This window comes from Comamonas sp. JC664 (assembly GCF_042647185.1).
The window spans coordinates 1-21,830 of record NZ_JBHRUZ010000018.1 but is presented as its reverse complement, the minus strand read 5'-3'; the positions used below and the strand labels follow the sequence as shown (position 1 = coordinate 21,830).

30 protein-coding genes and 10 pseudogenes are annotated in these 21,830 nt (G+C 65.0%); 20 read left to right on the top strand and 20 right to left on the bottom strand.

Going from position 1 to position 21,830, the window contains the following annotated elements; all coding sequences use genetic code 11:
* Positions 1–233 precede the first annotated feature (233 nt).
* A pseudogene (locus ACFODQ_RS03015) lies at positions 234–1,288 on the top strand (peptidoglycan-binding protein).
* Positions 1,289–1,302: 14 nt separating this feature from the next.
* Here the strand turns inward: ACFODQ_RS03015 and ACFODQ_RS03010 are convergent.
* The 5 genes from ACFODQ_RS03010 to ACFODQ_RS02990 all read right to left on the bottom strand — a co-directional run bounded on the left by ACFODQ_RS03010 (position 1,303) and on the right by ACFODQ_RS02990 (position 3,482).
* On the bottom strand, positions 1,303–1,503 hold the full coding sequence (locus ACFODQ_RS03010) for a hypothetical protein (protein ID WP_377015005.1): 201 nt from the start codon (positions 1,501–1,503) through the stop codon (positions 1,303–1,305).
* 141 nt (positions 1,504–1,644) lie between these two features.
* Positions 1,645–1,803 (bottom strand): hypothetical protein, encoded by a 159-nt coding sequence (locus tag ACFODQ_RS03005; RefSeq protein WP_377015003.1) that lies wholly within the window; start codon positions 1,801–1,803, stop codon positions 1,645–1,647.
* 154 nt (positions 1,804–1,957) lie between these two features.
* The gene (locus ACFODQ_RS03000) at positions 1,958–2,554 is read right to left on the bottom strand and encodes a sensor histidine kinase (protein WP_377015001.1); all 597 of its coding nucleotides are present in this window, start codon (positions 2,552–2,554) and stop codon (positions 1,958–1,960) included.
* Positions 2,555–2,674: 120 nt separating this feature from the next.
* Positions 2,675–2,821, bottom strand: coding sequence for a hypothetical protein (locus ACFODQ_RS02995; protein WP_377014999.1), 147 nt, complete (start codon positions 2,819–2,821; stop codon positions 2,675–2,677).
* A gap of 7 nt (positions 2,822–2,828) precedes the next feature.
* Positions 2,829–3,482 carry a hypothetical protein gene (locus ACFODQ_RS02990; RefSeq protein ID WP_377014997.1) on the bottom strand — a complete coding sequence of 218 codons (654 nt, stop codon included), beginning with the start codon at positions 3,480–3,482 and terminating at the stop codon, positions 2,829–2,831.
* Between ACFODQ_RS02990 and ACFODQ_RS02985 the strand changes: the two genes are divergently transcribed.
* Complete coding sequence (locus tag ACFODQ_RS02985; RefSeq protein WP_377014995.1) at positions 3,482–3,673, top strand: hypothetical protein; 192 nt, start codon at positions 3,482–3,484, stop codon at positions 3,671–3,673. The two genes, ACFODQ_RS02990 and ACFODQ_RS02985, sit on opposite strands and share 1 nt — an antisense overlap.
* Positions 3,674–3,733: 60 nt before the next feature.
* Here the strand turns inward: ACFODQ_RS02985 and ACFODQ_RS02980 are convergent, their stop codons facing one another.
* The 6 genes from ACFODQ_RS02980 to ACFODQ_RS02955 form a co-directional block, all read right to left on the bottom strand.
* Positions 3,734–4,393 (bottom strand): ABC transporter substrate-binding protein, encoded by a 660-nt coding sequence (locus ACFODQ_RS02980; RefSeq protein WP_377014993.1) that lies wholly within the window; start codon positions 4,391–4,393, stop codon positions 3,734–3,736.
* Between the two features lie 27 nt (positions 4,394–4,420).
* Positions 4,421–4,558, bottom strand: a complete 138-nt coding sequence (locus tag ACFODQ_RS02975) for a hypothetical protein (protein WP_377014991.1) — start codon at positions 4,556–4,558, stop codon at positions 4,421–4,423.
* A complete protein-coding gene (locus ACFODQ_RS02970) occupies positions 4,555–4,905 on the bottom strand; it encodes an ABC transporter substrate-binding protein (protein ID WP_377014989.1) in 351 nt (116 codons plus the stop codon). Before ACFODQ_RS02970 ends, ACFODQ_RS02975 begins: the two co-directional genes overlap by 4 nt.
* Before the next feature lie 113 nt (positions 4,906–5,018).
* Positions 5,019–5,396, bottom strand: a complete 378-nt coding sequence (locus ACFODQ_RS02965) for a response regulator transcription factor (RefSeq protein WP_377014987.1) — start codon at positions 5,394–5,396, stop codon at positions 5,019–5,021.
* Entirely contained in the window at positions 5,396–5,671 is a 276-nt protein-coding gene (locus tag ACFODQ_RS02960; RefSeq protein ID WP_377014984.1) for a response regulator transcription factor, read from the bottom strand. Before ACFODQ_RS02960 ends, ACFODQ_RS02965 begins: the two co-directional genes overlap by 1 nt.
* Before the next feature lie 550 nt (positions 5,672–6,221).
* Entirely contained in the window at positions 6,222–6,437 is a 216-nt protein-coding gene (locus ACFODQ_RS02955; RefSeq protein WP_377014982.1) for a hypothetical protein, read from the bottom strand.
* A gap of 36 nt (positions 6,438–6,473) precedes the next feature.
* Between ACFODQ_RS02955 and ACFODQ_RS02950 the strand changes: the two genes are divergently transcribed.
* The 11 genes from ACFODQ_RS02950 (at position 6,474) to ACFODQ_RS02900 (ending at position 11,926) form a co-directional block, all read left to right on the top strand.
* Positions 6,474–6,608, top strand: a complete 135-nt coding sequence (locus tag ACFODQ_RS02950; RefSeq protein ID WP_377014980.1) for a hypothetical protein — start codon at positions 6,474–6,476, stop codon at positions 6,606–6,608.
* Positions 6,609–6,627: 19 nt separating this feature from the next.
* Positions 6,628–6,780, top strand: coding sequence for a hypothetical protein (locus ACFODQ_RS02945; RefSeq protein ID WP_377014978.1), 153 nt, complete (start codon positions 6,628–6,630; stop codon positions 6,778–6,780).
* A complete protein-coding gene (locus ACFODQ_RS02940; protein ID WP_377014976.1) occupies positions 6,750–6,965 on the top strand; it encodes a hypothetical protein in 216 nt (71 codons plus the stop codon). The genes ACFODQ_RS02945 and ACFODQ_RS02940 overlap by 31 nt, the downstream gene beginning before the upstream one ends.
* A complete protein-coding gene (locus ACFODQ_RS02935; RefSeq protein WP_377014974.1) occupies positions 6,965–7,195 on the top strand; it encodes a hypothetical protein in 231 nt (76 codons plus the stop codon). Before ACFODQ_RS02940 ends, ACFODQ_RS02935 begins: the two co-directional genes overlap by 1 nt.
* The gene (locus ACFODQ_RS02930; protein WP_377014972.1) at positions 7,192–7,671 is read left to right on the top strand and encodes a hypothetical protein; all 480 of its coding nucleotides are present in this window, start codon (positions 7,192–7,194) and stop codon (positions 7,669–7,671) included. Before ACFODQ_RS02935 ends, ACFODQ_RS02930 begins: the two co-directional genes overlap by 4 nt.
* The gene (locus ACFODQ_RS02925) at positions 7,668–7,994 is read left to right on the top strand and encodes a hypothetical protein (protein ID WP_377014970.1); all 327 of its coding nucleotides are present in this window, start codon (positions 7,668–7,670) and stop codon (positions 7,992–7,994) included. The genes ACFODQ_RS02930 and ACFODQ_RS02925 overlap by 4 nt, the downstream gene beginning before the upstream one ends.
* 117 nt (positions 7,995–8,111) lie before the next feature.
* Positions 8,112–8,966, top strand: a complete 855-nt coding sequence (locus ACFODQ_RS02920; protein WP_377014968.1) for a hypothetical protein — start codon at positions 8,112–8,114, stop codon at positions 8,964–8,966.
* A 288-nt stretch (positions 8,967–9,254) separates the two neighbouring features.
* Positions 9,255–9,590, top strand: coding sequence for a hypothetical protein (locus ACFODQ_RS02915; protein WP_377014965.1), 336 nt, complete (start codon positions 9,255–9,257; stop codon positions 9,588–9,590).
* Positions 9,591–9,669: 79 nt separating this feature from the next.
* Entirely contained in the window at positions 9,670–10,635 is a 966-nt protein-coding gene (locus ACFODQ_RS02910; protein WP_377014963.1) for a hypothetical protein, read from the top strand.
* Positions 10,550–11,086, top strand: a complete 537-nt coding sequence (locus ACFODQ_RS02905) for a hypothetical protein (RefSeq protein WP_377014961.1) — start codon at positions 10,550–10,552, stop codon at positions 11,084–11,086. The genes ACFODQ_RS02910 and ACFODQ_RS02905 overlap by 86 nt, the downstream gene beginning before the upstream one ends.
* A gap of 324 nt (positions 11,087–11,410) precedes the next feature.
* Complete coding sequence (locus ACFODQ_RS02900) at positions 11,411–11,926, top strand: hypothetical protein (RefSeq protein ID WP_377014959.1); 516 nt, start codon at positions 11,411–11,413, stop codon at positions 11,924–11,926.
* Here the strand turns inward: ACFODQ_RS02900 and ACFODQ_RS02895 are convergent.
* Positions 11,886–12,498: pseudogene (locus tag ACFODQ_RS02895) on the bottom strand (flavin reductase family protein). The gene ACFODQ_RS02900 and the pseudogene ACFODQ_RS02895 overlap by 41 nt on opposite strands.
* A gap of 58 nt (positions 12,499–12,556) precedes the next feature.
* A pseudogene (locus ACFODQ_RS02890) lies at positions 12,557–13,465 on the bottom strand (AraC family transcriptional regulator).
* A 169-nt stretch (positions 13,466–13,634) separates the two neighbouring features.
* On the opposite strand from ACFODQ_RS02890, the pseudogene ACFODQ_RS02885 reads away from it, so the two are divergent.
* Positions 13,635–14,866: pseudogene (locus ACFODQ_RS02885) on the top strand (MFS transporter).
* A 108-nt stretch (positions 14,867–14,974) separates the two neighbouring features.
* Here the strand turns inward: ACFODQ_RS02885 and ACFODQ_RS02880 are convergent.
* From ACFODQ_RS02880 to ACFODQ_RS02870, 3 genes and pseudogenes are all read right to left on the bottom strand, one after another.
* A pseudogene (locus tag ACFODQ_RS02880) lies at positions 14,975–15,659 on the bottom strand (FAD-binding oxidoreductase).
* 38 nt (positions 15,660–15,697) lie between these two features.
* Positions 15,698–16,329: pseudogene (locus tag ACFODQ_RS02875) on the bottom strand (FAD-binding oxidoreductase).
* A gap of 106 nt (positions 16,330–16,435) precedes the next feature.
* Complete coding sequence (locus tag ACFODQ_RS02870; RefSeq protein WP_377014957.1) at positions 16,436–16,750, bottom strand: hypothetical protein; 315 nt, start codon at positions 16,748–16,750, stop codon at positions 16,436–16,438.
* Positions 16,751–17,005: 255 nt separating this feature from the next.
* Here ACFODQ_RS02870 and ACFODQ_RS02865 point away from each other — a divergent pair.
* A pseudogene (locus ACFODQ_RS02865) lies at positions 17,006–17,511 on the top strand (cob(I)yrinic acid a,c-diamide adenosyltransferase).
* Positions 17,512–17,525: 14 nt separating this feature from the next.
* Positions 17,526–18,423 (top strand): annotated as a pseudogene (locus tag ACFODQ_RS02860) (LysR substrate-binding domain-containing protein).
* A gap of 37 nt (positions 18,424–18,460) precedes the next feature.
* Here the strand turns inward: ACFODQ_RS02860 and ACFODQ_RS02855 are convergent.
* The 3 genes and pseudogenes from ACFODQ_RS02855 to ACFODQ_RS02845 all read right to left on the bottom strand — a co-directional run.
* Positions 18,461–18,928, bottom strand: coding sequence for an FAD-dependent oxidoreductase (locus ACFODQ_RS02855; protein ID WP_377014955.1), 468 nt, complete (start codon positions 18,926–18,928; stop codon positions 18,461–18,463).
* A gap of 70 nt (positions 18,929–18,998) precedes the next feature.
* Positions 18,999–19,202, bottom strand: a pseudogene (locus tag ACFODQ_RS02850) (FAD-dependent oxidoreductase); the annotation flags it as partial.
* A gap of 373 nt (positions 19,203–19,575) precedes the next feature.
* Positions 19,576–19,677, bottom strand: a pseudogene (locus ACFODQ_RS02845) (FAD-dependent oxidoreductase); the annotation flags it as partial.
* Positions 19,678–19,966: 289 nt separating this feature from the next.
* On the opposite strand from ACFODQ_RS02845, the gene ACFODQ_RS02840 reads away from it, so the two are divergent.
* From ACFODQ_RS02840 to ACFODQ_RS02825, 4 genes are all read left to right on the top strand, one after another.
* The gene (locus ACFODQ_RS02840; protein ID WP_377015010.1) at positions 19,967–20,176 is read left to right on the top strand and encodes a hypothetical protein; all 210 of its coding nucleotides are present in this window, start codon (positions 19,967–19,969) and stop codon (positions 20,174–20,176) included.
* Positions 20,167–20,637: a hypothetical protein gene (locus tag ACFODQ_RS02835; RefSeq protein WP_377015008.1), complete on the top strand. Its 471-nt coding sequence runs from the start codon at positions 20,167–20,169 to the stop codon at positions 20,635–20,637. The genes ACFODQ_RS02840 and ACFODQ_RS02835 overlap by 10 nt, the downstream gene beginning before the upstream one ends.
* A complete protein-coding gene (locus ACFODQ_RS02830) occupies positions 20,577–20,774 on the top strand; it encodes a hypothetical protein (protein WP_377014953.1) in 198 nt (65 codons plus the stop codon). Before ACFODQ_RS02835 ends, ACFODQ_RS02830 begins: the two co-directional genes overlap by 61 nt.
* A gap of 79 nt (positions 20,775–20,853) precedes the next feature.
* Complete coding sequence (locus ACFODQ_RS02825; RefSeq protein WP_116925321.1) at positions 20,854–21,585, top strand: aspartate/glutamate racemase family protein; 732 nt, start codon at positions 20,854–20,856, stop codon at positions 21,583–21,585.
* An 8-nt stretch (positions 21,586–21,593) separates the two neighbouring features.
* Here the strand turns inward: ACFODQ_RS02825 and ACFODQ_RS02820 are convergent.
* A partial coding sequence (locus ACFODQ_RS02820) for a hotdog fold thioesterase (RefSeq protein ID WP_377014951.1) occupies positions 21,594–21,830 on the bottom strand: 237 nt, incomplete at its 5' end.

Genomic DNA, 21,830 nt, shown 5'->3' with positions numbered 1-21,830 from the left:
GGCTCTCTGGATGCCCTGAATGGATTGATTGATAAATTACGTGGATAATGCACCGGCCATGTGCTGCACGTCGTGATTTGGGGTGACATTTACTAACAACTTCGCTTAAGAGCGGACAACGCTCCACGAGGTCCTGGAAGCAGTGATTCCGTGTCAGCAGCGCAAAGCAAAAATACGAATTCGAAGTAAGCGAGCCTGGAAGGAATCCGGGCTCGCTTTGAATGAACAACTGAATGATTTGCGGAGAGCGACATGAAAAAGCAGCATTGGCGGCACTGGCCGTCTTGGCATTGGCAGGCTGCGAAAGCACCGTATGAAGCTGGCGGCGGCACCAACAACATGGTGACCGGTGGCGCAGCAGGGGCAGCAGCCAGGGCGAAAACAGCCAACTCGAAAAATGTGATTCGCCGGTGGGTACCGTCTCCCTGGTCGAGAACCAGCAAGCGGGCTGGTACACCATCTTGCGCAACGAATACCGCCTGCCACCGACCGCCAATCTGCTGCGCGTGCTGATCCAGCAATCGAACTGCTTTGTGGTCGTGGAACGCAGCGCTGCCGGCATGAACGCGATGAACCGCGAGCGCGCGATGATGGACAACGGCGAAATGCGCAAGGGCAGCAATTTCGGCAAGGCCAAGTGGTCGCATCGGACTACGGCCTGACGCCTGAGGTGACCTTCAGCGAAGACAATGCCGGCGGCTTTGGCGCGGCGCTGGGCGGCATCCTGGGCGGCCGTGGCGGCGGCGCGCTCGCAGGCGTGGCTGCCAACAGCAAGACCCGTGAAGCATCGGCCATGCTGACCCTGGTGGACAACCGCTCGGGCGTGCAGGTGTCCTCGTCGACCGGCAATGCCAGCAACACCGACTGGGGTGGCTTTGGTACCTTGTTCGGTGGCGCAGCTGGTGCCAGCATGGGTGGCTACTCCAACACCTCGCAAGGCAAGGTCGTGTCGGCCGCTTTCGTCGATGCCTACAACCAGATGGTGCAGGCGCTGCGCAACTACAGTGCGCAATCCGTCAAGGGCCAGGGCCTGGGCGGTGGCGGTCGTCTGGGTGTGGATGGCGCCGCAGCGCCCAGCCAGACCTCGGCACCCGGCGCCAAGACCAATGTGCGCCTGAGCATGAAGCAAGCGCAGCAGCGCCTCAACGAGCTGGGCTACGATGTGGGCACCCCCGATGGCGCCTCCGGCCCGCGCACGCAGAACGCGCTGCGCTCCTTCCAGCAAGACCAGGGCCTGTCGGTGACGGGACGCCTGGACCAGGCCACGATGCGCCAGCTGTCGGAATAAGCCTTCCGCACTGCCTAGCCAGGCCAGCAAACCCGCCGCTCACCCCGGCGGGTTTTTTCATGCCCTGTCGATGACCTCGTCGATATCGGCAGGCGGCTGGGTTTCCATGAACTCCTCAATATCGCAGCGCAGCTGCAGCTCCGGGCCAGCAGCTTGTGCAGCTGGCGCGGATCGATGGGCTTGTGCATCAAGGTCGCCCCCAGGCTGTTGGCCATCTGCAGCCTTTGGGGGCCGTGTCGCCGGTCAGGATCACGTAGTGGGGCAGCATCTGCTGCCAGGGCACATGCTCGGCCGTGCATCGCGCACGGCCATGACGACCATGCTGCCGTCTTCGGTGGCCGACAGGCGCAGGTCGGTCAGCACCACATCGAAGGCTTGCTGTTGCTCTCCTGCATATGGCCGATCAGGCGCCGCACCTGGTCCACATTGGCCGCGCTCATCACCTGGCAATGCCATTGCTCGAGCATGCTGGCCAGCCCCACGCGCACCAGCGGCTCGTCATCGACCACCAGCACCTTGAGGCCATGCAGCGACGAGTAGTCGCCATCGTCGGGCTGCTCCCACAGGCCGGCGACCAGCCCATAGCCGCCGGCGGCACGGCCTCTGCCATCAGGCTGACGCGGAAGACGCTGCCGCGCCCCGGGATCGATGACAGCGCGACCTTCACGTTCAGGATATCGGCCAGCTCGCGCACGATCGCCAGACCCAGCCCAGGCCCTTGGTGCCCATGTGCTGGTCTTCGGCCACCTGGCGGAACTTCTGGAAGATTAGGTCGTGGTGCTCGTCATCGATGCCCACACCGGTGTCCCAGACCTCGATCACGCGCTGCAGGCCGCGTTTGCGCACCCCCAGCAGCACGCCACCGTGGTCGGTGTAGCGCAGCGCGTTGGACACCAGGTTGCGCAGCAGCATAAAGAGCAGCGACTGGTCGGTGTAGATCCAGTCTTCGCTGTCGCGCACGCGGAAGACCAGGTTCTTGGCGTCGGCCTGTGGGCCGAACTCCTTCTCCAGCCGGCGCAAGAAGCCGGCAATGGCCACCGGCTGGAACTTGGGGTCCAGCACGCCGGCCTCGATGCGCGAGTAATCCATCAGGGTGTCGAGCATCTCGCGGCTGGCCGACAGCGCAGCGCGCGCGTGCTCGAGCACCACCGCCTGCTGGCTGTTGAGGCCCGAGCCGCGCAAGGTCTCCAAAAACAGGTTGAGCGCCTGCACCGGCTGGCGCAGGTCATGGCTGGCGCCGGCCAGAAAGCGGTTCTTGGCGCGCACCGCGTTCTGGGCCGAGCGGGCATGGTCGCTCAGTGCTTCTTGTACGACGCAATGGCCCGGCCCAGCTGGTCGATCTCGTCACCCCACTGCTGGGGCACCGCGTAGATGCCGCCAAACTCGTCATTGCTGACCTCGCGGCGCAGCGCCACCAGGCGCGCGAGACCGAGCATGCATGTAGATGCCCGCCATCGCCACGCACAGGATCAGCACGGCCACCAGCCAGTTCAGATTGCTCTGCTGGGCCGCCACATCCCGGGACAGCTGCACGCTGCGCTCATTGAGCTGGCGCCGCAGGTCGCCGCAGCGCGGCTGGCCAGCAAGGACATGTCGGTGGCCAGCATCTGGTTCTCGGCCACCAAGTGGAAGACGGCCGGTCATCGAGGCCATGCTGCGCGGGCTGAAAGATCGCCTGGCTCAGCTGCTGCACATTGGCGTTGAGCGCATTGCGCTTGGACTGCATCAGCGGGTCGATCGCGCCATCAAGCCGTGTCTGCGTCATCTCGCCGAGCAGCTTGTCGAGCCAGCCCATGCGGTCGGTCAGCTCCACCATGTTCAGCCGCCGCTCGCCGATGTCGTTGGTGATGGCGACCAGGCGCGCATAGCTGCCGATCATCTCGCTTTGCTGCATCACGCGCGTGCTGGCAATGAGCTGCTCCATCTCCACGCTGGACAGCTGCTGCAGGGCCTGGTTGGTGCGGCGCAGGCCCTGCAAGGTCAAGGCAAACACCACGGCAATACCCACGGCCAGAATCACCAGCATCAGCAAGATGCGCGAGGTCACCGACATCGGAAAACTGCGCTTGTCCGGTGCGGCCTGCGCGGCAGGTGCTGGTGGTGGTAGTGATGGGCTGTCTGGCATAGGGGAAGCTGCCATTGCTGTCAGTTCTGCCAGCGCAGGTCTTCGAGCGCAAAGGTCGGGATCGGGCATTGGGACCACATGCCCACCAGGCCCTTGCGCATGAAGTTGCGCTCGGGCCGCACGACGATGAAGGCGTTGACCGCATCTTCGGCCAGCTGCCTTTGCGCCTGGCCCAGCCAGTCATCGAGCTCCTGGGCGATGCGGACGCGCGCAGCTTTTCCCAGATCTTCTTGAACACACGGTTGTTGTACTGGAAGTAGTAGTCATCGCGCGCATAGATGCCGATGTCCATTGGCTCCACATGCATGATCAGGCTCAGGTCATAGTCCTTGCGCTTCATCACCTGGTCCAGCCAGGTGGGCCAGTCCATGCGGATGATCTCGACCTGCAGGCCGATGGCTTCGAGCTGCGCGGCCACGATCAGGCTGCCGTAGCGCCCGTAGTCGGTGGGCGGCACGGCCAGGCGCAGGCTGGTGCCCGGGGCCACCTGGCCTGGGCGAGCAGGGCCTTGGCCTGGGCCGGGTCGTAGGGGTAGCGCTGCACCAGATCGACATAGGCCGGTGGTGGGGCGAGAAGTGGCTGCCAATGGGCAGCACCTCGATAGAGCCGCCATAGATGTTCTGGTAGCGGCTGCGGTCGAGGGCATGGTTGATGGCCCGCCGCACGCGGATATCGTTCAGCGGCGCGCGCGCATTGTTCATCGCGATCAGCAGCTTGCCTTCCACCCCGCGCTGGCCCATCACATAGTCGGTGCGCGCCATGAACGAGGCCGTCAGCCGCGTGACCGAGCTGAGCGCATCGATGCGTCCTTCGGCCAGCATGTTCTCGGTCTCGGCTGCGCTCGACATGAAGAGGAAATCGGCCATGCGGATGGCGGGCTTCTTGCTGTCCCACCACTGCTCGTTGCGCAGCAAGGTGATCGATTTGCCCTTGGTCCATTTTTCGACCTGGTAGGGGCCGGTGCCACCGGCGTGCGGCATTGCTCGCGGCGCTGTCGGGGTGCACCATCACCGCGCCGGCATGGCCAGCGCATAGCTGAGCAGTGCGTCGGGCTCGCTCAGGCGGATGCGCAGCAGGTACTCGTCCACGGCCTCGACGGAGACGAGCTTGTCGAACCATTCGAGGTAGGCATTGGTGTTCTTCATCTGCAGCAGGCGCTGCAGCTGAAGGCAGCCGTGGCGGCATTGAAGGGCTTGCCATCGTGGTAGCGCACTTGGCGGCGCAGCACCATATCGACCTGCTTGCCGTCCTGGCTCACGGTCCAGCTCTGCGCCAGACGCGGCTTGATCTGGCCTTGCCCGTCGATGATGGTCAGGCCCTCGAACACATTGGCGTAGGTGATCTCGCTGGCGGTGGCCGCCGATGTGCTGGTGATGTCGAACGACGCGGGCTCCAGCGGTATACCGATGCGCAAGCGGTCAGATGCCGCCTTGGCGGGCGCCAGCCCACCAGGCAGCAGAGCAGCAAAACGGCCAGTGCCCAGCGCATCCACTGGGGCTTGTCTTGGGGCCTGTATCCATCATCGCTTCCTCGTTGTGCACCTGCCTGGCATCGGGCCGGCAAGTGGCATGGCGCTGGCGCTTGGGCGGCGACAGCAGCAGCTTTTTATTTGATGGCCGTGGCGGGCAGGATACCGTTGCGTTGCGCCACCAGCACCGCCTGGGTACGGGTATCGGCTCCCAGGTGCTTGAGGATGGACGCCACCTGGTTGCGGATCGTGTGTTCGCTCAGCCCGAAATGCTTGGCAATGGCCTTGTTGCTAAAGCCCTTGGCCAGCATCTTGAGCACTTCATACTGGCGCAGCGGCAGCACCTCGGCGCTGGGCTTGGCGGCGGGCTCCAGGCTGCGGCCGCTGGCCTTGTGGATGTGTGCTCCATGCCCAGGCTGCGCAGCAACCAGTGCTGCACCTGCGCGCAGATGGCCTCGGGGCTCCAGCGCCTTGGAGATGAAGCCCGAGGCGCCCTGGCGCACCGCATCGCGCATCAGCTCGGGTGGTCATGGCCCGAGAGCATCACCACATAGGCGCCGGGCCAGCGTTTGCGGATCTGGCCAATGCCTTCGAGCCCATCACAGCCGGGCATGCTGATGTCGAGCATGACCAGGTTGACCCAGTGCTCCTGCGCCACCGCATCGGTGACCGAGCCCGCTTCGTGGATATCGGCCTGCAGCATGTTGCTGCTCAGCAGCATCATGCGCAGGCCTTGGCGGAAGAGGGGATGGTCATCCACCAGCATGACCGATGGCAGGGGCAGTGTCATATCCGCAGGCTCCTTCTTGCGGCATGGGGGCGCAGTTCTTCATGGCCCGTACCTTACATCTATTTACCGAAGCAACCAATAGTCCATATGAACTAGTGCGCCTTACCGCCGCTTTGATAGTTTCGAAGTATCTGCTCGTGTTGAAAAAAGTCCAATGATTTTATGGATTTATTGAGAATACAAGGATGCATTTTTCGTCCCACTTGCGCTGCTAATTGGTCTTTAGGCTAGTACATCTGGTCTATTTACAATTGCTTACTGCCAGCCGAACATGCCTTCCATGCGATGGCTGGCCGCCATGGATGCCTGTCGTCGCTCCCATCTGTTTTGCCCATGAACACACAACACCCAACTGTGAGGACGACATGAACACAGCGCCATCTACCTTGCCGCAGCCCTGCTGACGCAGCCGCTTCCAGCCATGCCCAGGGCTGGCTCGGCGAATCGGTGCCCTGGCAGTTCCAGACCAGCGCCGACCGGGCCAACCGGCCCTTACCAACGACCTCATAGAGAAGAAAAAAGGCGGCTACTACGACGCCTTCAAAAGCACCTACATCACCAATATCGAGCGCCAGGTGAACTGCAACTTCCAGCCCACCGCCGCCGGCAACAGCAGCTCGGCCGACCAGGCCAACCAGGTCGCCTCTCCGCAGACCAATGCATCGGCAGGCAACAGCGCATCGAGCACCGGCAGCGCCAGCGACAGCAGCGACAACCTGGGCCGTGGTGGCGTGGCCAACAACAACCAGAGCAACAGCGGCGCCATCAGCAGTGGCGTGCAGGGCAGCCATCGACGACCACGATGGCGCCGATCAACAGCGAAAACGCCCATGGCCAGCAGGACATGCAGGTCGCGCAGAACAACAGCGGCAACCAAAGCACCAACGTGAGCGGAAGTTCAGCCTGCCAGTTCGGCGCCAGCGGTGCCATCAACTAAAGCGCGGACGGAGGACACCATGCACGCCCTGAACCTTTACCCCCTGTCCGCGCGCGGTCCGCTGCCCCGCCGCACGATGACCCTGTCGGCCCTGGCCGCCACCTTGCTGCTGAGCGGCTGCGCGCTGCCACCTACCAGCAGGTGCGCATGGCCGATGACGAAGCGCCCGTGATGCAAGGCCCTGGCCCGCGCCACAACGGCACCCCGCTGGACAACAGCTTTGCCTGCCTGTCGCACCGCATCGTCGAGCAGCGCAACGGCCGCGCCCCGCTGTCGATTGCCGTGGGCGACATCAAGGACTACACCGGCAAGTACTCCCAGGGCGATGGCATGTCGTCACCCAGGGCGGATCGCTGATGGTCTATTCGGCGCTGGGCAAGCTCGGCGGCGCCATCGATGTGCGCGAGCGCTTTGACACCCGCGTGGCCGAGCTGGAGCTGGCCTACACCGACCGGCGCCAGCTGGGCGATGGCAACCAGCACGCACTGGCCGATGAGAAAGGCCAGCGCGCGGTGCCCTGGCTGCCGTACTACGGCGGCTCCATCCTGCGCTCGACTACTACATCATCGGTGGCCTCACCGAGGTGAACTACAACATCCAGTCCGGCGGCATCGAAGCCAGGTCAACCAATCGGCCCGCGTTACCGCGTCTTCACGATGAACGTGGGCGCCGACCTGCGCATCGTCGAGACCAAGACCTTGCGCGTGGTGCGTGCCGTCAGCCTGCAAAAGCAGATCGTGGGCCGCGAGATTGTGCGGGTATCTTCCGCTTCTTTGGCAGCAACCTGTTTGACATCAACGCCGGCAGCAAGGACCTGGAGCCCGTGCAACTGGGCGTGCGTACTACCTTGGAGCAGGGCGTGCTCGAGCTGATCAGCACGGTGACGCAGACCCCAGCCGGCCCTTGCATGGAAGGCGCCAAGACGGCAGCAGGCGAGCCGCTGCAGTACCGCCAACGCCTGTTCCCACCGAACCTGCAGCACCGGTCCCTGCGCCTGTACCGGCTGCTGCTCCTGTCGCTGCAGCCACCGAGCCGATGCCCGAAAAAACCAAGGCCGCGATGACCTCGCTGGACGTGGTCTTTGAAGAAAACAACACCCGCATTGCGCAGCAATCGGCCACCGCTGCAGAGACCGTGGCCACCCGCCTGCGCGCCGGCCAGGGCGTGCGCATGGCGCTGCTGGCACGCGAGAACGAGAACGACCAGAACCCCGCCCGGCGCGATGCGCTGACCGACGAGCGCCTGCAGGCGCTGCGCGCTGAACTGGCCCAGCATGGCATCCGCCTGGCCAGGTGCAGGTGCTGTGGCGCCCACGCCCGGCGACACCACCGTGCACCGCTACGGCGCGGGCTACCGCCTGCTGCGCGGTTGCAGGTCAAGCCTTGACTGGCAACATTTCAAAGCTACCAATTTCATAGCTTATAGCGCTTTATAGACGGGCACTAAGAGCATAAAACACCCAAATCACGTCTAGTTTTCCTCCCTGTACCCCTAGAGACAGTCATGTCCCACAAGCACCCAACCTTTCTTCGCCGGGCACGCCTGGCTCCGCTGGCCGCTGCGGCGGCATTGATCGCTGCGACCTCCGGTGTGGCGCTGGCGCAGAGCAATGGAACCGCTCCGGTGGCCGGACCCTCGGCCAACCAGACCAGCAACGGGGTGGTGAACGCCCAAAACAGCAGCAATGCGCAGTACACCAACTTCCCCAGCAATGGCGTGGTGAACGGCAATGGCGTGGATGCGCTGGCCATCGGAAACCAGCACCGGCTTGCCACCGGTGCGGCTGCCGCCCTGACCATCAACAACCAGCCGCCGACGCTGCCCACGGTGGACATTGCCCAGCAGGTCAGCGGCACCGTCAGCAGCACGACCTCTGGACTGATCGGCGTCAATGCCGCCAATGTGGTGGGCAACCACGATGGTGATACCGCCAGCGTGAGCAATAACGAAGCCACCTCCACCGCGATCGGCAGCACGGCGGTAGGCACCATGCAGATCACCGGCACAGCGGTGGACATGAGCACCCCGGCGACGGCGGCGGTTAGCCAGACGGCAACGGGGGCGGTGTTTGGCACCACCTCCCTGACCCAGGTAGGTATCCGCCTGAACCAGACCGGGGGTGCCAACCCCGCCAATGCCATGGACAACCTGGGGCTGAGTGTCTCGGGCAACCAGGTCGATGCCAGTGCCCAGGCCAACACCACCCAGGCGGGTATCCAGGTGCAGGGCGGCAGCGTCAATGTGGGGGCCGATGCCAGCAGTACCGTTGACCAAGTGGCCACGGCCCTGTTTTTGGCATCTCCTCGGTCGGTGGTTTGCTGGGTATCCGGGTTCAGGGCACCCCCAACCAGCCCATGACGGACAGCACCCTGGGCGTGAGCAGCAACCAGGTGCAAGCCTCTGCTGGCGGCAACCAGCAGACCAGCAACCTGCAGATCACGGCATCGGTGATGTGGTGCAGGCGCCCGGTACGGTTCTGGCCACCACGGCGACCCAGGGCAATGGCGGCATTGTCATCGCCTCAGGCTCGGCAACCACCCTGGGCATCGACAACCAGAAGCCTGGCTCGGCAACAACAGCTACAGCGTCGCGGGCAACAGCGTCAGCGCCCAGGCCGATGGCAACAGCGGCAGCAACCGCACGGCTGTGGCTGCTGCAGGCAGTATCGACGGTGCGGTGTTGGAGACCACGAATTCCCAGACCCTGGTCTCGCCCGTCGTCACCGCTGGTGCGAGTGTGTTATCGCTGGGCGTGCAGACCCTGGACAGCAGCAATGACACCATGAGCGTCAGCGGCAACCTGGTACAAGCCCAGGCCCAGGGCTCCAGCGCCAGCAACCAGACCCGTGCAGGCGCCAGCAACATTGCTGGCAGCCTGGCCACCACGGCCAATACCCAGGTGAATGCGGCGGTGCCGTTTCGGCCGGTGCTGGCGCTGCGCGCATCGGCAGCAGCTCGACCAGCCTGTCGGGCAGCAGCCTGACGGTGAGCGGCAACCAGGTGGGCGCAGAGGCCACGGCCGCCTCCGCCACCAACGATGCCCAACTCGTGCCGACAATACGGTGACGCAATCGGCCGCCGTGGTGATGAACACGCAGGGCCATGCCACCGGCGCAGTGGAGGCCAGCGCCAGCTCCAACCTGGTGGGCGCAGCGACTGCCAGCGCCACCAATGCCACGCTGGTGGTCAGCGGCAACCAGTTCAGCGCCAGCGCTGCCAGCCAGAAGGCCGACAACCTGGCCCGCATCAATGCCACCAATGGTGTGGTTGATTCTGGCGCCATCGTGGTCAATGTGCAGGACCACCAGGCCGGCAATGTCGGTGCCACGGTCGCAGACTTCATCAACGTCAGCCCTGCGCCCCAGCCAGCCCCGATGCTGATCGGCCTGCGTGCCGACACGGCCTCGGGCGCCAGCCTCACCGTCACCGGCAACCAGGGCGCCTCGGATGCCATCGTCAACCAGGCGAACAACCAGGTCTCGATAGCCGGCAGCCGCATCGATGGCAGCTCCGCGGCCATTCTCTACAACGCACAAAACGTGTCGTCGGGCAATGCACAATCGCTCACCTGGGTCAACCTGGGGGTAGATGGCAACACCGTGGCAGACACCACGCGTGCCGGTGGCCATGAGCTGGTGGTGAGCAACAACCAGTTCAGCGCCAATGCCAGCCAAACCAGCCGTCAACAGCCTGGAGATGAACGCCGTCAGCACGCTGGGAACGGGCGGCCTGCAGCCGGCACTGCTGGGCAGCGTGCAGACCTCGGCAGGCGCCACCTCGGCGACCACGCGGATGGACATCCTCAGCGGCAACAGTGTGGCTACCGATGCCAGCGGCAACACCACCATCACGGGCAACCAGGCCAGCAGCATGGCGCGTGCCAACGTCGCCAACAACCAGCTGACGCTGGCTGCCGGCACGCAGGCGAGCGACCAGTTTGCGTTGCTGGCCAATTCGCAGGGCAACACCGGTGCCGTCACCTCGACCACCAGCTTGCTGGCCGGTGGCAGTGCTGCCAACCGGCTTGATGGCAACATCACCACCACCGGCAACCAGGCGCTGGCAGTGGCGGCAGGCAATACGTCCCTCAACAGCGTGCAGGTAGGTGCCGGCACGGCGCTCAACAGCGGCTCTGGCGTGGGCTTGCTCAATTCGCAGGCCAATAGCGGCAACGTGTTGGCCACCGCAACGCTGAACGCCGATGGCTTCAGCCGTGGCAGCTCGCTCAACCTGAGCGGCAATACGGCCAGCGCCACGGCCGTGGGCAACAACGCGGAGAACGTCGTGAACGTGTCGGCCCTGCCTGGCCAGCAAATGGCCAGCGCGCAGCTGACCTCCACCCAGATCAACAGCGGCAACGTGTCGGCAGTGGTCAGTGGCAGCTACAGCGCCTCCGGCGTACCGGGCACCAGCGGCATCAATGTATCGGGCACCGCTCGTCTGCCGTGGCGATTGGCAACCGTGCCACCTCGTCGATGACATTGGGTGTGCAATAAGCGTAAGGCCTTGCACTTTGACAGCCCGCCTGGCTCCCCAGGCGGGCTTTTTGTGTTTGCCAGCAGCGGGCATATCGCACCCTTTGCGTGCGAAATGCTGCCGGGGCTAACCTGCCGGGTTTTCATCTGAAGGAGTTTTGTATGAACCTCGCGATACCCCCCTCTGGGCATCCTGGCTGTACCGGCCGGTGGAGTTGCGCATCGATGTGAGCCGATTCCACCCCAGCAACTCGAAGGCGAATGCGCCTCCATCCACGATCGCATCCACACGCCCGGCGACAGGCTCCATGGCCTGCCCGAGATCCCTTTGTCCGACCCCCGTTTTGCCATCCGCTACCGCAGCGCCGATGGCGAGTTCTATGTCTATGTCGAAGACCAGCTGGAGCACCGCATTGCGGGCTTTACCGTCTTCAACCGCCTGATCGAGCTGGACAAGCGCGCCGACCGCTACATACGCGGCCCGCACAGCCGCTTTGACCCGCCTACCAGCGCAAGGGCCTGGCCTCTTGCATCTACCGCTGGGCGCTCGATGCCGGCCTGTGCCTGGTCACAGGCGCGCGCCAGTCACCGGGCGCGCATGCGCTGTGGCACAAGCTCGCTGCCAGCCACCGCCTGGCTATGTCGATATCAGCAACAAGAAAATGCACTACCTGGGCGAGCGCATGGCGCCCGAGCGGCTCGATCCGCTCAGCACCCGCATGTTTTTTGCTCGCCAGGGCTGGTCGCTGGGCAGCTTTGCCGCAGCCACCGGCATGCGCTGCGATTGACGATGCCGCGCGGCATTACGCGGGCCGGCGCATCACGAACTTGCCCGCCTCGCTGATCGTGAAATAGTCGCCCGGCCCGCCGCCGCGCAGCAGCGGCTTGCCCGCTGCCGTCTGGTACACGCCGCCTTGGAGCAGCTGCTCGTCGATATGCACCATCACACCTCGCCCAGCACCAGCCAGGTGGGCACCTGCGTGCCTTGCGCGGTCTGCAGCTGCACGATCTGGGTGCAGCGGCATTCCATCGTCACCAGGCTGGCCTGCACGCGCGGCGGGCGCACCAGTGTCGAGGGCTCGGTGGCCAGGCCGGCCAGCTCGAATTCGTTCACCTCGGGGCCCACGGCCGCGCAGCTCTGGTTCATCGCCTCGGCCAGCGATTCGCTCGCCAGGTTCCAGACAAACTCGCCCGTCGCCTCGATGTTGTTCAGGCTGTCCTTGCGCCCCACGCTGGCAAAGCCGACGATGGGCGGCACATAGTTGAAGGCGTTGAAAAAGCTGTAGGGCGCCAGGTTCAGCACGCCGCTGCTGCTGGTGCTGGAGATCCAGCCAATCGGGCGCGGGCCGACGATGGCGTTGAAGGGGTCATGGGGCAGGCGGTGGCCTTGGCGGGTTCGTAGCTGTGCAGGGGCATGGTGGGAATGGCAGAGGTTGGATAGTGGAAGAAACGGCGGCAGACCTGGAACGGCCTCCTAGCGGGTCTGCATGCCCAGAAAACGCACCGGTGACAGGCCGCAGGCACGCTGCACCATGGCGCTGAAGGCGCTGGGCGTATAGCCCAGCTCGGCAGCTATCTGGCCAATGGCCAGGCCGCTGGCACCCAGCTCCACCGCCTTGGCCAGAATGACCTGCTGGCGCCACTGCAGGTAGGTGCAGCCCAGCTCCTGGCGGAACAGGCGCGCAATGGTGCGTGGGCTGGCGCCGCTGTTGTGGGCAAAGGCCTGCAGGCTGTCATGGGCCAGCGGGTCGTCCAGGACGGCCTGGCACAGGCTGTGCAGGCGCTTGTCGCGCGGCATGTCCACCCGCAGATCGAGCTGGGTCGCCTGGCGCAGCTCATCGAGCAGCAGCGCGCTGACATGGCGCTCGCGCGCGAGCTGCGCGGCGCTGGGCGCGGGTGCATCGTCGGGCAGGGTGGGCAGATCGCACACGAGCGCGCGCATCAGCTCGGAGACCTCCAGCACACGGCAGCGCGCCAGAGGTTGGCAGCGCTGTCACCCGGGCCGGGCCGCACTGACCTTCGGCCTGGTAGATGTAGAGGGTGCGCAGCTCGGCCGTCTCCACGAGGGTCACCGCATGCTCGACACCGGCGGAATCCAGAGCGCGCGCCGGGGCGGCACCACAAAGGTGGCCGATGGCACGCGCAGGTGCACGGTGCCGGTGACCGAGATGGCCAGCTGCGCCCAGGCATGCTGGTGGGGCAGCACCCGGGTGTCTCCGCTCAGCTCACGCAGCTTGGCACGCACCGGCCGCTCGGCGGTGGGCACAAACAGGTGCGGGGTGAGCGAGTCCACATACTGCCAGGCACGGCGGGCGCTGGCAGCCTCGCCGCTGGCGGCAGCGCGTGCCGCGTGGGGCGGGGAGGCAGTCCGGGCAGAAGTCATGGCAGCAAGGCGGTTGGGGGTGGCAGTGATGGGAAGGGCCAGTGCAGCAGCTTGGCACATTGGCGATAGTAATCGTCTCTCTGTCGCATACATGCCGACAGGGCTTTGGCTAACATCGCTGCCATGACAACCAGCACAACAATACCGCCGGGCGCGCCGGCCCAGCGCGTTGGGCAGCCTGCGCCAAGATTCGCGCACCATCGGCCTGGTGGGCCTGGCCCATGGCTCCTCGCACTTCTTCCACCTGCTGCTGCCGCCGCTCTTCCCCTGGCTGATTGCAGATTTCGGCTTCAGCTACTCCGAGCTCAGCGTGCTGGTGTCGGCCTTTTCATCGTCTCGGGCGTGGGCCAGGCGCTGGCCGGCTTTGTGGTCGACCGCTTGGCGCCCGCCCCATCATGTTTGCCGCGCTCAGCAGCTTTGCGGTGGCCGGTGTCATTGCCGGCACCGCCAACAGCTATGCGCAGCTGATGCTGGCCGCCATCTTTGCCGGCCTGGGCAACGCACCCTTCCACCCGGTGGATTTCACCATCCTCAACAAGCGCCTCTCGCCCCAGCGCCTGGCCATGGCTTCTCGGTGCATGGGCTCTCGGGCAACCTGGCTGGCGGCGGCGCCGGTGTTCATGGCCGGCATCACCTCGGCCACCGCTCCTGGCGCATGGCTTGCCTCTGCGGCGCCGCGCTGGCGGCCATCATCCTGACCATCATGGTCATCAACCGCGATGCGCTCGATGACCGGGTCAGCCTGCCTGGCGCGGCCCCTGCCAAGGCGGCGGTAGCCGGCAAGCAGGAGCACCCGATGGCCTTCCTGAAGCTGCCCTCGGTCTGGCTGTGCTTCTCGTTCTTTTTCTGGACCACCTGCGCGATGAGCGCCATCCAGTCGTTCTCCAGCGCGGCGCTGCAGCAGCTCTACGGGCTGCCCGCCAGCATCACCGCCTATGTGGTCACCGGCTATATGCTGTTTGGCGCCGCCGGCATGGTGCTGGGCGGCTTTCTGGTGGCCGGGTGGAGCGGCTGGAGAAAGTCATCTCTGCCTGCCTGCTGTTCTCCGGCATCTTGCTGGCGCTGGTGGGCACCGGCTGGCTGCCCGGCTATGCGGCGCTGGTGTGGCGGCGCTCGCCGTATCGGCACCGGCCTGGCCGGCCCCTCGCGCGACATGCTGGTCAAGCGCGCCGCGCCGCCGGGTGCCACCGGCCGGGTCTATGGCACCGTCTACTCGGGCTGGACCTGGGCTTTTGCCTGGCCGCTCCGGTGTTTGGCTACATGCTGGACCACCACATGAACGCCGGTGTGTTCTTTGGCGCGGCCGTGGGCATGGTGCTGAGCGTGGTGTCGGCCGGCTTTGTCGGCGCCGGAGTGGCCGCGCGCAAGCAAAAGGAAAAGGCCGCTGTGGTGCCTGCCTGAGCAAGACGCTGTACCCCCTGGGCACCCGCAGAAAACCCGCCACAAGGCGTAAAAAGGCCCGCGCAACCGCTTGGTTGCGCGGGCCTTTCACTGGGTCGCTGGTATGGATCAGCCCAGCTGGAAGATCTTGCCCGGGTTGAGGATGTTCTTGGGGTCCAGCGCCTGCTTGATGGCGCGCATCATGGCGACGGCGCCTTCGCCGGCTTCTTCCAGCAAAAAGCCCTGCTTGTGCACGCCAATGCCGTGCTCACCGGTGCAGGTGCCGCCCAGCGCAATGGCGCGCTGCACCAGCTGGTGGTTGAGCTGCTCGGCCTGCGCGCGCTGGGCATCGTTGTCCGGGTCGATCAGGTAGCCAAAGTGGAAGTTGCCGTCACCCACGTGGCCCACCAGAAAGTAGGGATGCCGCTGGCATCGGCCTCGGTCACGCATTGCAGCAGCGCATCGGCCAGGCGGCTGATGGGCACGCAGGTATCGGTGGTGATGCAGCGGCAACCGGGCACGCTGGAGACGGCGGCAAAGTAGGCATTGTGGCGGGCGGTGAAGAGGCGCGTGCGGTCTTCCGGGCGCTCGGCCCATTCAAAGGCATTGCCGCCATGCTCGCGGGCCAGGTCCTGCACCATCTCGGCCTGCTCCTTGACGCCGGTGGGCGAGCCGTGGAACTCATCAGCAGCATCGGTTCCTCGCGCAGATCGAACTTGCTGTAGGCATTGACCATGCGCACTGCATTCACATCAATGAGCTCCACGCGCGCAATCGGAATGCCCATCTGGATGGTCTCGATCACGGTGCGCACGGCCGCTTCAATCGTCGGGAACGAGCAGATCGCGGCACTCACCGCTTCGGGCAGCGGTAGATGCGCAGGCTGATCTCGGTAAAGATGCCCAGCGTTCCTTCGCTGCCCACCATCAGCCGTGTCAGGTCGTAGCCGGCCGCGCTTTTCTTGGCGCGGTTGCCGGTGCGAATCACCTGGCCGCTGGCGGTCACCACCTCCAGCGCCAGCACGTTCTCGCGCATGGTGCCGTAGCGCACGGCATTGGTGCCGCTGGCGCGGGTCGATGCCATGCCGCCAATGGAGGCGTCAGCGCCGGGTCGATCGGGAAGAAAAAGCCGGTGTCCTTGATCGCCTCGTTGAGCTGCTTGCGGGTGATGCCCGGCTGCACGGTGATGGTCAGGTCCTCGGTGTCGATCGACAGCACCTGGTTCATGCGGCTCACATCGATGCTGATGCCGCCTTGCACGGCCAGCAGATGGCCTTCGAGCGAGGAGCCGGCGCCGTAGGCAATGACGGGCACCTCGTGCTGGTGGCACAGCGCCACGGCATCCTGCACATCCTGGCTCGACTGGGCATAGACCACGGCCGCTGGCGGCGGCGCGGTGATGGAGCCTTCGTCGCGCCCATGCTGCTCGCGCACGGCCTGCGAGGTCACGCACTGGCTGCCAAAACGGGCACTGAGCGCTGCCATGAAGGCATCGGGAATGGGGCGCTGCGCAGCAGCCAGAATGTGGGGGGAGGTGGGCGCGTTCATCGGGTTCTCCAGGGCGGGAGCCAAGAATAGCACCGCCGGCTTTTCATGGCTGTCCGCTGCGCTGCAGCCGGGCATGAAAAAACCCCGCCGTAGCGGGGAGGGGAGAGATCGGAAAACCGGCAGTGGCTGCTGGGTCAGAGCGCCTTTTTGACCGGTTGGCGCGCCTGATGGCGGCGCGGGTCATGGTGCCCAGTTGGCGCTCAACCTGGATAATGCGGCTGCCGCTAGCGGCCTGACCGATGCGTTGTTGGCTGCTATTGAGCGGCTGGGCATGCGCCATCGCCGATGTGACCGCAATCGATGCAAACAGCATCACGCTGCGGGCGTCAAAGGGATGGGCGAAAAACTTGCCAGACATCTGTAGATCCTTTCGTCATTCAGACATGGCTCTATTGAACCCGGAATCGCCGGTTTTGCTATCATTTTTGCTTAGTGTTGCCTCGGCTACATATTTCCTGTGCCGGTACAGAAAATAGGCGCTGGTTCACCGCTGCTTTACAAGGATTACCCATGGGCAACCGTCTCTCCCAAATTGCGACCAGAACGGTGACGATGGCAGCACCGGGCTGGGCGACAACACCGCGTCTCCAAGGCCAGCGGCCGGCCCCAGGCGATGGGCGATGTCGACGAGCTCAACTCCCACATCGGCCTGCTGCTGTGCGAGCCGCTGCCCGCCGATGTGCGCGAGCTGCTGGTCGATATCCAGCACCAGCTGTTCAACCTGGGCGGCGAGCTGTCGATGCCGGCTACGAGCTGCTCAAGGACGATGCATTGCTGCAGCTCGACACCGCACTGGCGCACTACAACGCGCAGCTGCCGCGCCTGGCCGAATTCATCCTGCCCGCCGGCACGCGTGCGGCCGCGCAATCCCATGTCTGCCGCACCGTCGCGCGCCGCGCCGAGCGCATGGTGGTGGCGCTGGAGCAGGGCGAGGCCATGCGCGCCGCACCGCGCCAGTACCTCAACCGCCTGTCCGATCTGCTGTTTGTGCTGGCGCGCGTGCTCAACCGCGTTGATGGCGGTGACGATGTGTACTGGAAAAGCGCGCGGCTGGCGCGCATGCAGGCCGAAGATGGCCACGGCGGCCCCGGCGACAACAACATCGGCGCGGGCCGCTGAACCCTGAGGCCCCCATGCGCCTGCGCCATATCGAAGTCTTCAACGCGGTGATGCACACCGGCAGCGTCAGCGCTGCGGCGCGCCTCATCAACATCTCGCAGCCAGCCGTCAGCCGCACCTTGCAGCATGCCGAGCTGCAGCTGGGCTTTGCGCTGTTCCAGCGCAGCAAGGGGCGGCTGACGCCGACCAGTGAGGCGCTGGCCTTGCTGCCGCACATGGAAAAGCTGTTCGCCCAGCTCGAAGAGGTGCAGCGCCTCGCTGACAGCCTGCGCCAGGGCCGCGACAGCGATTCGCTGCGCATTGCCAGCGTGCTGGCGCTGGGCCACGAGGTGCTGCCCCGGGCGCTGGCGCAGTTCAAGCAGAAGCACCCGCATGTCAGCGTCAGCCTGCAGTCGCTGCATTCGCCGCAGATCGTCTCGCGCTGATGATGCAGGAGGCCGATGTCGGCTTTGTGCTGAGCAATGTGCAGCAGGCCAGCCTGCAGCAGGAGAACCTGGCCCGCGTGCCGATGGTCTGCGTGGTGCCCAGGGCATGCTGCCGCCCTTCAAGCTGCGCGCGGGCAGCCTCTCGCTCGATGACCTGACCGGCGTGCCCACCATCAGCCTCGATGCGCAGGACCCCGTGGGCATGCTGCTGAGCCAGCTGGCGCGGGAATCGAGCGCCGGCCTGAACCACTATGTGACCGTGCAGACCTACCACACGGCGCTGGCCATGGCCCACCACGGCCTGGGCGTGGCCATGGTCGATGGCTGCACCGCCTTGTCGGCCGACACGAGCAAGGTCGATGTGCTGCCGCTGGCGCCCGGCCTGCAGGTGCCGGTCAATGCGATCCGCGCGGTCTCGCAGCCGCAATCACTGCTGGTCAAGGCGATCACGCGCGAGATGCAGAAGGTGCTGGCGGCGCAGCTGTAAGCCTCTGCGTCAACGTGCGATTGTGCGATTGCGCGGCTCAGGCAGCCTGGCCGATCTCGTAGGCCAGCTGTGCCCCCGTGCCAAACGCCAACGTAAAACCCAGCGCGCCGTGGCCGGTGTTGATCCACAGATTGCTGGCGCCTGCGCAATTGGCAATCGGCACAGCAGTCGGTGTGGCAGGGCGCAGGCCGGCCCAGGGCTGGACCTGCACAAAATCGCTGCAGCCGGGAAACACCGCTTCGGTGGAGGCACACAGGCTTTGGATCTTGTCCTGCGGAATGCGCAGGTCGTGGCCCACCAGCTCCACCATGCCGGCTACGCGCAGGCGCTCGCCAATGCGCGCAAACACCACCTTGCGCGCGCTGTCGGTGATGCTCACCGTGGGCGCCTTGTGGCCGGCTGCTGCCACATCCAGGGTGATGCTGTAGCCCTTGAGCGGGTAGACCGGCAGGTCCACGCCCAGTGGCTTGCACAGTGCCACGCTGTCCACGCCCAGCGCCACCATGAAGTGCTCGGGCCTCGATATCGCCCTGCGCCGTCTGCAGCGCGACGATCTTGCCGCCTTCGCGGCGCAGGCTGTGGATGGGCGTGTCCATGATGAACTTCACCCCCTTTTGGCGCAGCCAGTCTTCGAGCTGGCGGCAGACCTGGTAGCAATCGGCGGCGCACTCGCTGGGCGTGTGCACGGCGCCGGCAAACTGGCTGCGGTAGGCGGCGAGCGCAGGCTCCAGCGCGACGGCTTCGTCGGCGCTGACGATGCGCTGGGGCGCGCTGCCCAACTGGCTTGCACCTCGAGCTGGTGGCGCGCCGACTGCACGGCTGCATCGCTGGGGTAGAGCACCAGCTTGCCGGTGCTGCTGTAGTCCCAGTCGCCGCCCACCTGGGTCTGCATGGCCTCAAAACGCTGGCGCTGACGGCGGCCAACTGCAGCAATGTGCGGGTGCTGGCCGCAGACCGGTCGGCATTGCAGGCACCCAAGAAAGCCAGGCCCCATTTCCATTGCTGGGGATCGGCCTGCAGGCGGAACTTGAGCGGCGAGTCGCTGCTGAACAGCAGCTTGGGCAACTGCTTCCAGATGGCGGGGTCGGCCAAGGGTTGCACATAGCTGTAGCTCAGCTGCGCACCATTGCCCATGCTGGTGCCGCTGCCCGCATGTGAGGCTTTGTCAACCACCGTAACCTGGTGCCCAGCCTGGTGCAGCTCATAGGCGGCCGCCAAACCCACAATTCCCGCACCCAGAATGCATACCTGCATGGAACACCCCCTGAAAACCCTTAATATAGGCGCTTGAATTCAGGCTGTCGCATAGCAAAATGGGCAACAGGCATGCCGTTTGCTTATAGTACAGCGGTTCTTCACCTTTGCGGTATGCCATGCACCATAACCAAGCGTTATGGGCCTGTCCCAAAAGGCATTGTTGGAACAAAGCACTGGTTTCTACACTGTTGCATTGATTGATTCAAGGAGGTCTCACCATGAAGTTTGTTAAGTCGCTGGTCTGTGCTGCCGCTGCCGTTGCCTGCCTGCCCTCGGCCTTGCCGATGTGCTGGCCAAGGCCAAGGATTCGGGCGAAATCACGTTCGCCTACCGCGAATCCTCGGTGCCGTTCAGCTACCTCTCCGGTGGCCAGAACGCCATTGGCTTCTCGGTGGACATCTCCAATGCCGTGGCCGATGCCGTGCGCAAGGAAATCGGCAAGCCCGACCTGAAGTCAAGTGGCAGTCGGTCACCTCGGCCAACCGCATTCCGCTGATCCAGAACGGCACCATCGTGCTCGAATGCGGCTCCACCACCAACAACAGCGCCCGCAACAAGGACGTGGATTTCGCGATCAACTACTTCTACACCGGCACCCGCGTGGCCGTGAAGAAGAGCTCGGCATCAACAGCTGGCCGATCTGAAGGGCAAGACGCTGGCGATCACCACCGGCACCACCAACCTGCCTGTGGTGCGCAAGTACAGCGCCGACCAAAGCTGGACATCAACATCACCTTGGCCAAGGACCATTCCGACGGCTTCTTGCTGATGGAAAACGACCGCGCAGCCGGCTTTGCGATGGATGACATCCTGCTGTACGGCTTGAAGGCCAACTCCAAGGACCCTGCTGCCTACGAAGTGTGGCCGATGCGCTGCAAGTCGAGCCCTATGCCTGCATGCTGCCCAAGGACGATCCTGCCTTCAAGAAGATCGTCGATGGCGTCATCGGCGGCATGATGAAGTCCGGTGAGTTCACCAAGCTGTACGACAAGTGGTTCATGCAACCCATCCCGCGAAGAACAGGCGCTGGGTCTGCCGATGAACAAGGAACTCAGGACAATCTGACGGCGCAAAGCGACAAGCCTGCGATCTGATGGACAATCCCGTGTCGTGCACGGCACGCACTGCAATGGCCCGGCAACGGGCCATTTTTCATTTTCTCTGGAGTTCGGCATGACGCTTTCCACCGTAGGCATTCTGGGCGGCATGGGCCCGGCAGCGGGCGCTGATTTTGTGCGCCTGTTTGTACAGGCCTGCGCAGACCATTTGCGGGCCAGCGGCGCCGCTGTTACCGACCAGGGCTACCCCACGCATTGGCTGGCCCAGTTGCCGATACCGGACCGCAGCGCCGCGCTGCTGGCGCCCGAGACCGCAGAGGACCCCTTCGCGATGATGTGCCAGGGCCTGGACAAGCTCCAGGCAGTGGGCGCCCAGGCGGTGGCCGTGGCCTGCAATACCGCCCACGCCTGGCATGGGCGCCTGCAGCAGGCCTACCCGCAGCTGCAGCTCTTGCACATTGCGCGCGTGGTGGCCGAGGGCCTGCAAGAGCAAGGCCACCAGGCCTGCATGCTGCTGGCCACGCAAGGCACCTACCGCATTGGCCTGTATGACCAGGCGCTGGCCGCCTGCGGCATCACCGTGCACCTGCCGCAAGAGGCTGAGCGTGAGTTGCTGATGCGCGGCATCTACCAGGGTGTCAAGGCCGACCGCATGGACCAGGCGCGCGCCGATTTTGCCGCCGTGGCCCAGGCCATGCGCGCCCGCCATGGCGATGTGCCGCTGATCATGGGCTGCACCGAAATACCGCTGGCCCTGCCAGGCGCGGCCAGCATGCAAGGCCTGCCGTTGGTCGACCCGGCCTGGGAGCTGGCGCGTGCCTTGGCGCGCGTGGCCTACGGCAACTGAATAAGGCCTTAAGCGGCGTCTTCCAGCATCGCCATCGTGATGCGTGAAACGCAGGTCAGCTTGCCGTCATCGTTGACCATGTCGATCTGCCAGACCTGGGTCATGCGGCCGATATGCACGGGCTTGGCGGTACCGGTGACCCAGCCGCTCTTCACACCCCGGATATGGTTGGCATTGATGTCCAGCCCCACGCAGCGCCAGCCTTCTGGCGACGAGAACAGCGCGCCAACAGATCCCAGCGTCTT

What these genes read in the sequence shown, in the direction of transcription:
- ACFODQ_RS02960 (WP_377014984.1), bottom strand. Translation starts at nt 5,671, where the DNA reads ATGACACTGCCCCTGCCATCGGTCATGCTGGTGGATGACCATCCCCTC.
- ACFODQ_RS02955 (WP_377014982.1), bottom strand. Translation starts at nt 6,437, where the DNA reads ATGGCGCCGCTGTTGCTCTGGTTGTTGTTGGCCACGCCACCACGGCCC.
- ACFODQ_RS02920 (WP_377014968.1), top strand. Translation starts at nt 8,112, where the DNA reads ATGTCCCACAAGCACCCAACCTTTCTTCGCCGGGCACGCCTGGCTCCG.
- ACFODQ_RS02855 (WP_377014955.1), bottom strand. Translation starts at nt 18,928, where the DNA reads ATGGTGGCGCTGGGCGTGGACAGCGTGGCACTGTGCAAGCCACTGGGC.
- ACFODQ_RS02980 (WP_377014993.1), bottom strand. Translation starts at nt 4,393, where the DNA reads ATGCCGCACGCCGGTGGCACCGGCCCCTACCAGGTCGAAAAATGGACC.
- ACFODQ_RS02945 (WP_377014978.1), top strand. Translation starts at nt 6,628, where the DNA reads ATGCACGCCCTGAACCTTTACCCCCTGTCCGCGCGCGGTCCGCTGCCC.
- ACFODQ_RS02830 (WP_377014953.1), top strand. Translation starts at nt 20,577, where the DNA reads ATGCTGCCCAAGGACGATCCTGCCTTCAAGAAGATCGTCGATGGCGTC.
- ACFODQ_RS02990 (WP_377014997.1), bottom strand. Translation starts at nt 3,482, where the DNA reads ATGCCCGATCCCGACCTTTGCGCTCGAAGACCTGCGCTGGCAGAACTG.
- ACFODQ_RS02965 (WP_377014987.1), bottom strand. Translation starts at nt 5,396, where the DNA reads ATGCGCGATGCGGTGCGCCAGGGCGCCTCGGGCTTCATCTCCAAGGCG.
- ACFODQ_RS02925 (WP_377014970.1), top strand. Translation starts at nt 7,668, where the DNA reads ATGACCTCGCTGGACGTGGTCTTTGAAGAAAACAACACCCGCATTGCG.
- ACFODQ_RS02975 (WP_377014991.1), bottom strand. Translation starts at nt 4,558, where the DNA reads ATGAAGAACACCAATGCCTACCTCGAATGGTTCGACAAGCTCGTCTCC.
- ACFODQ_RS02870 (WP_377014957.1), bottom strand. Translation starts at nt 16,750, where the DNA reads ATGTCTGGCAAGTTTTTCGCCCATCCCTTTGACGCCCGCAGCGTGATG.
- ACFODQ_RS02935 (WP_377014974.1), top strand. Translation starts at nt 6,965, where the DNA reads ATGGTCTATTCGGCGCTGGGCAAGCTCGGCGGCGCCATCGATGTGCGC.
- ACFODQ_RS02950 (WP_377014980.1), top strand. Translation starts at nt 6,474, where the DNA reads ATGGCGCCGATCAACAGCGAAAACGCCCATGGCCAGCAGGACATGCAG.
- ACFODQ_RS02825 (WP_116925321.1), top strand. Translation starts at nt 20,854, where the DNA reads ATGACGCTTTCCACCGTAGGCATTCTGGGCGGCATGGGCCCGGCAGCG.
- ACFODQ_RS03010 (WP_377015005.1), bottom strand. Translation starts at nt 1,503, where the DNA reads ATGGCCAACAGCCTGGGGGCGACCTTGATGCACAAGCCCATCGATCCG.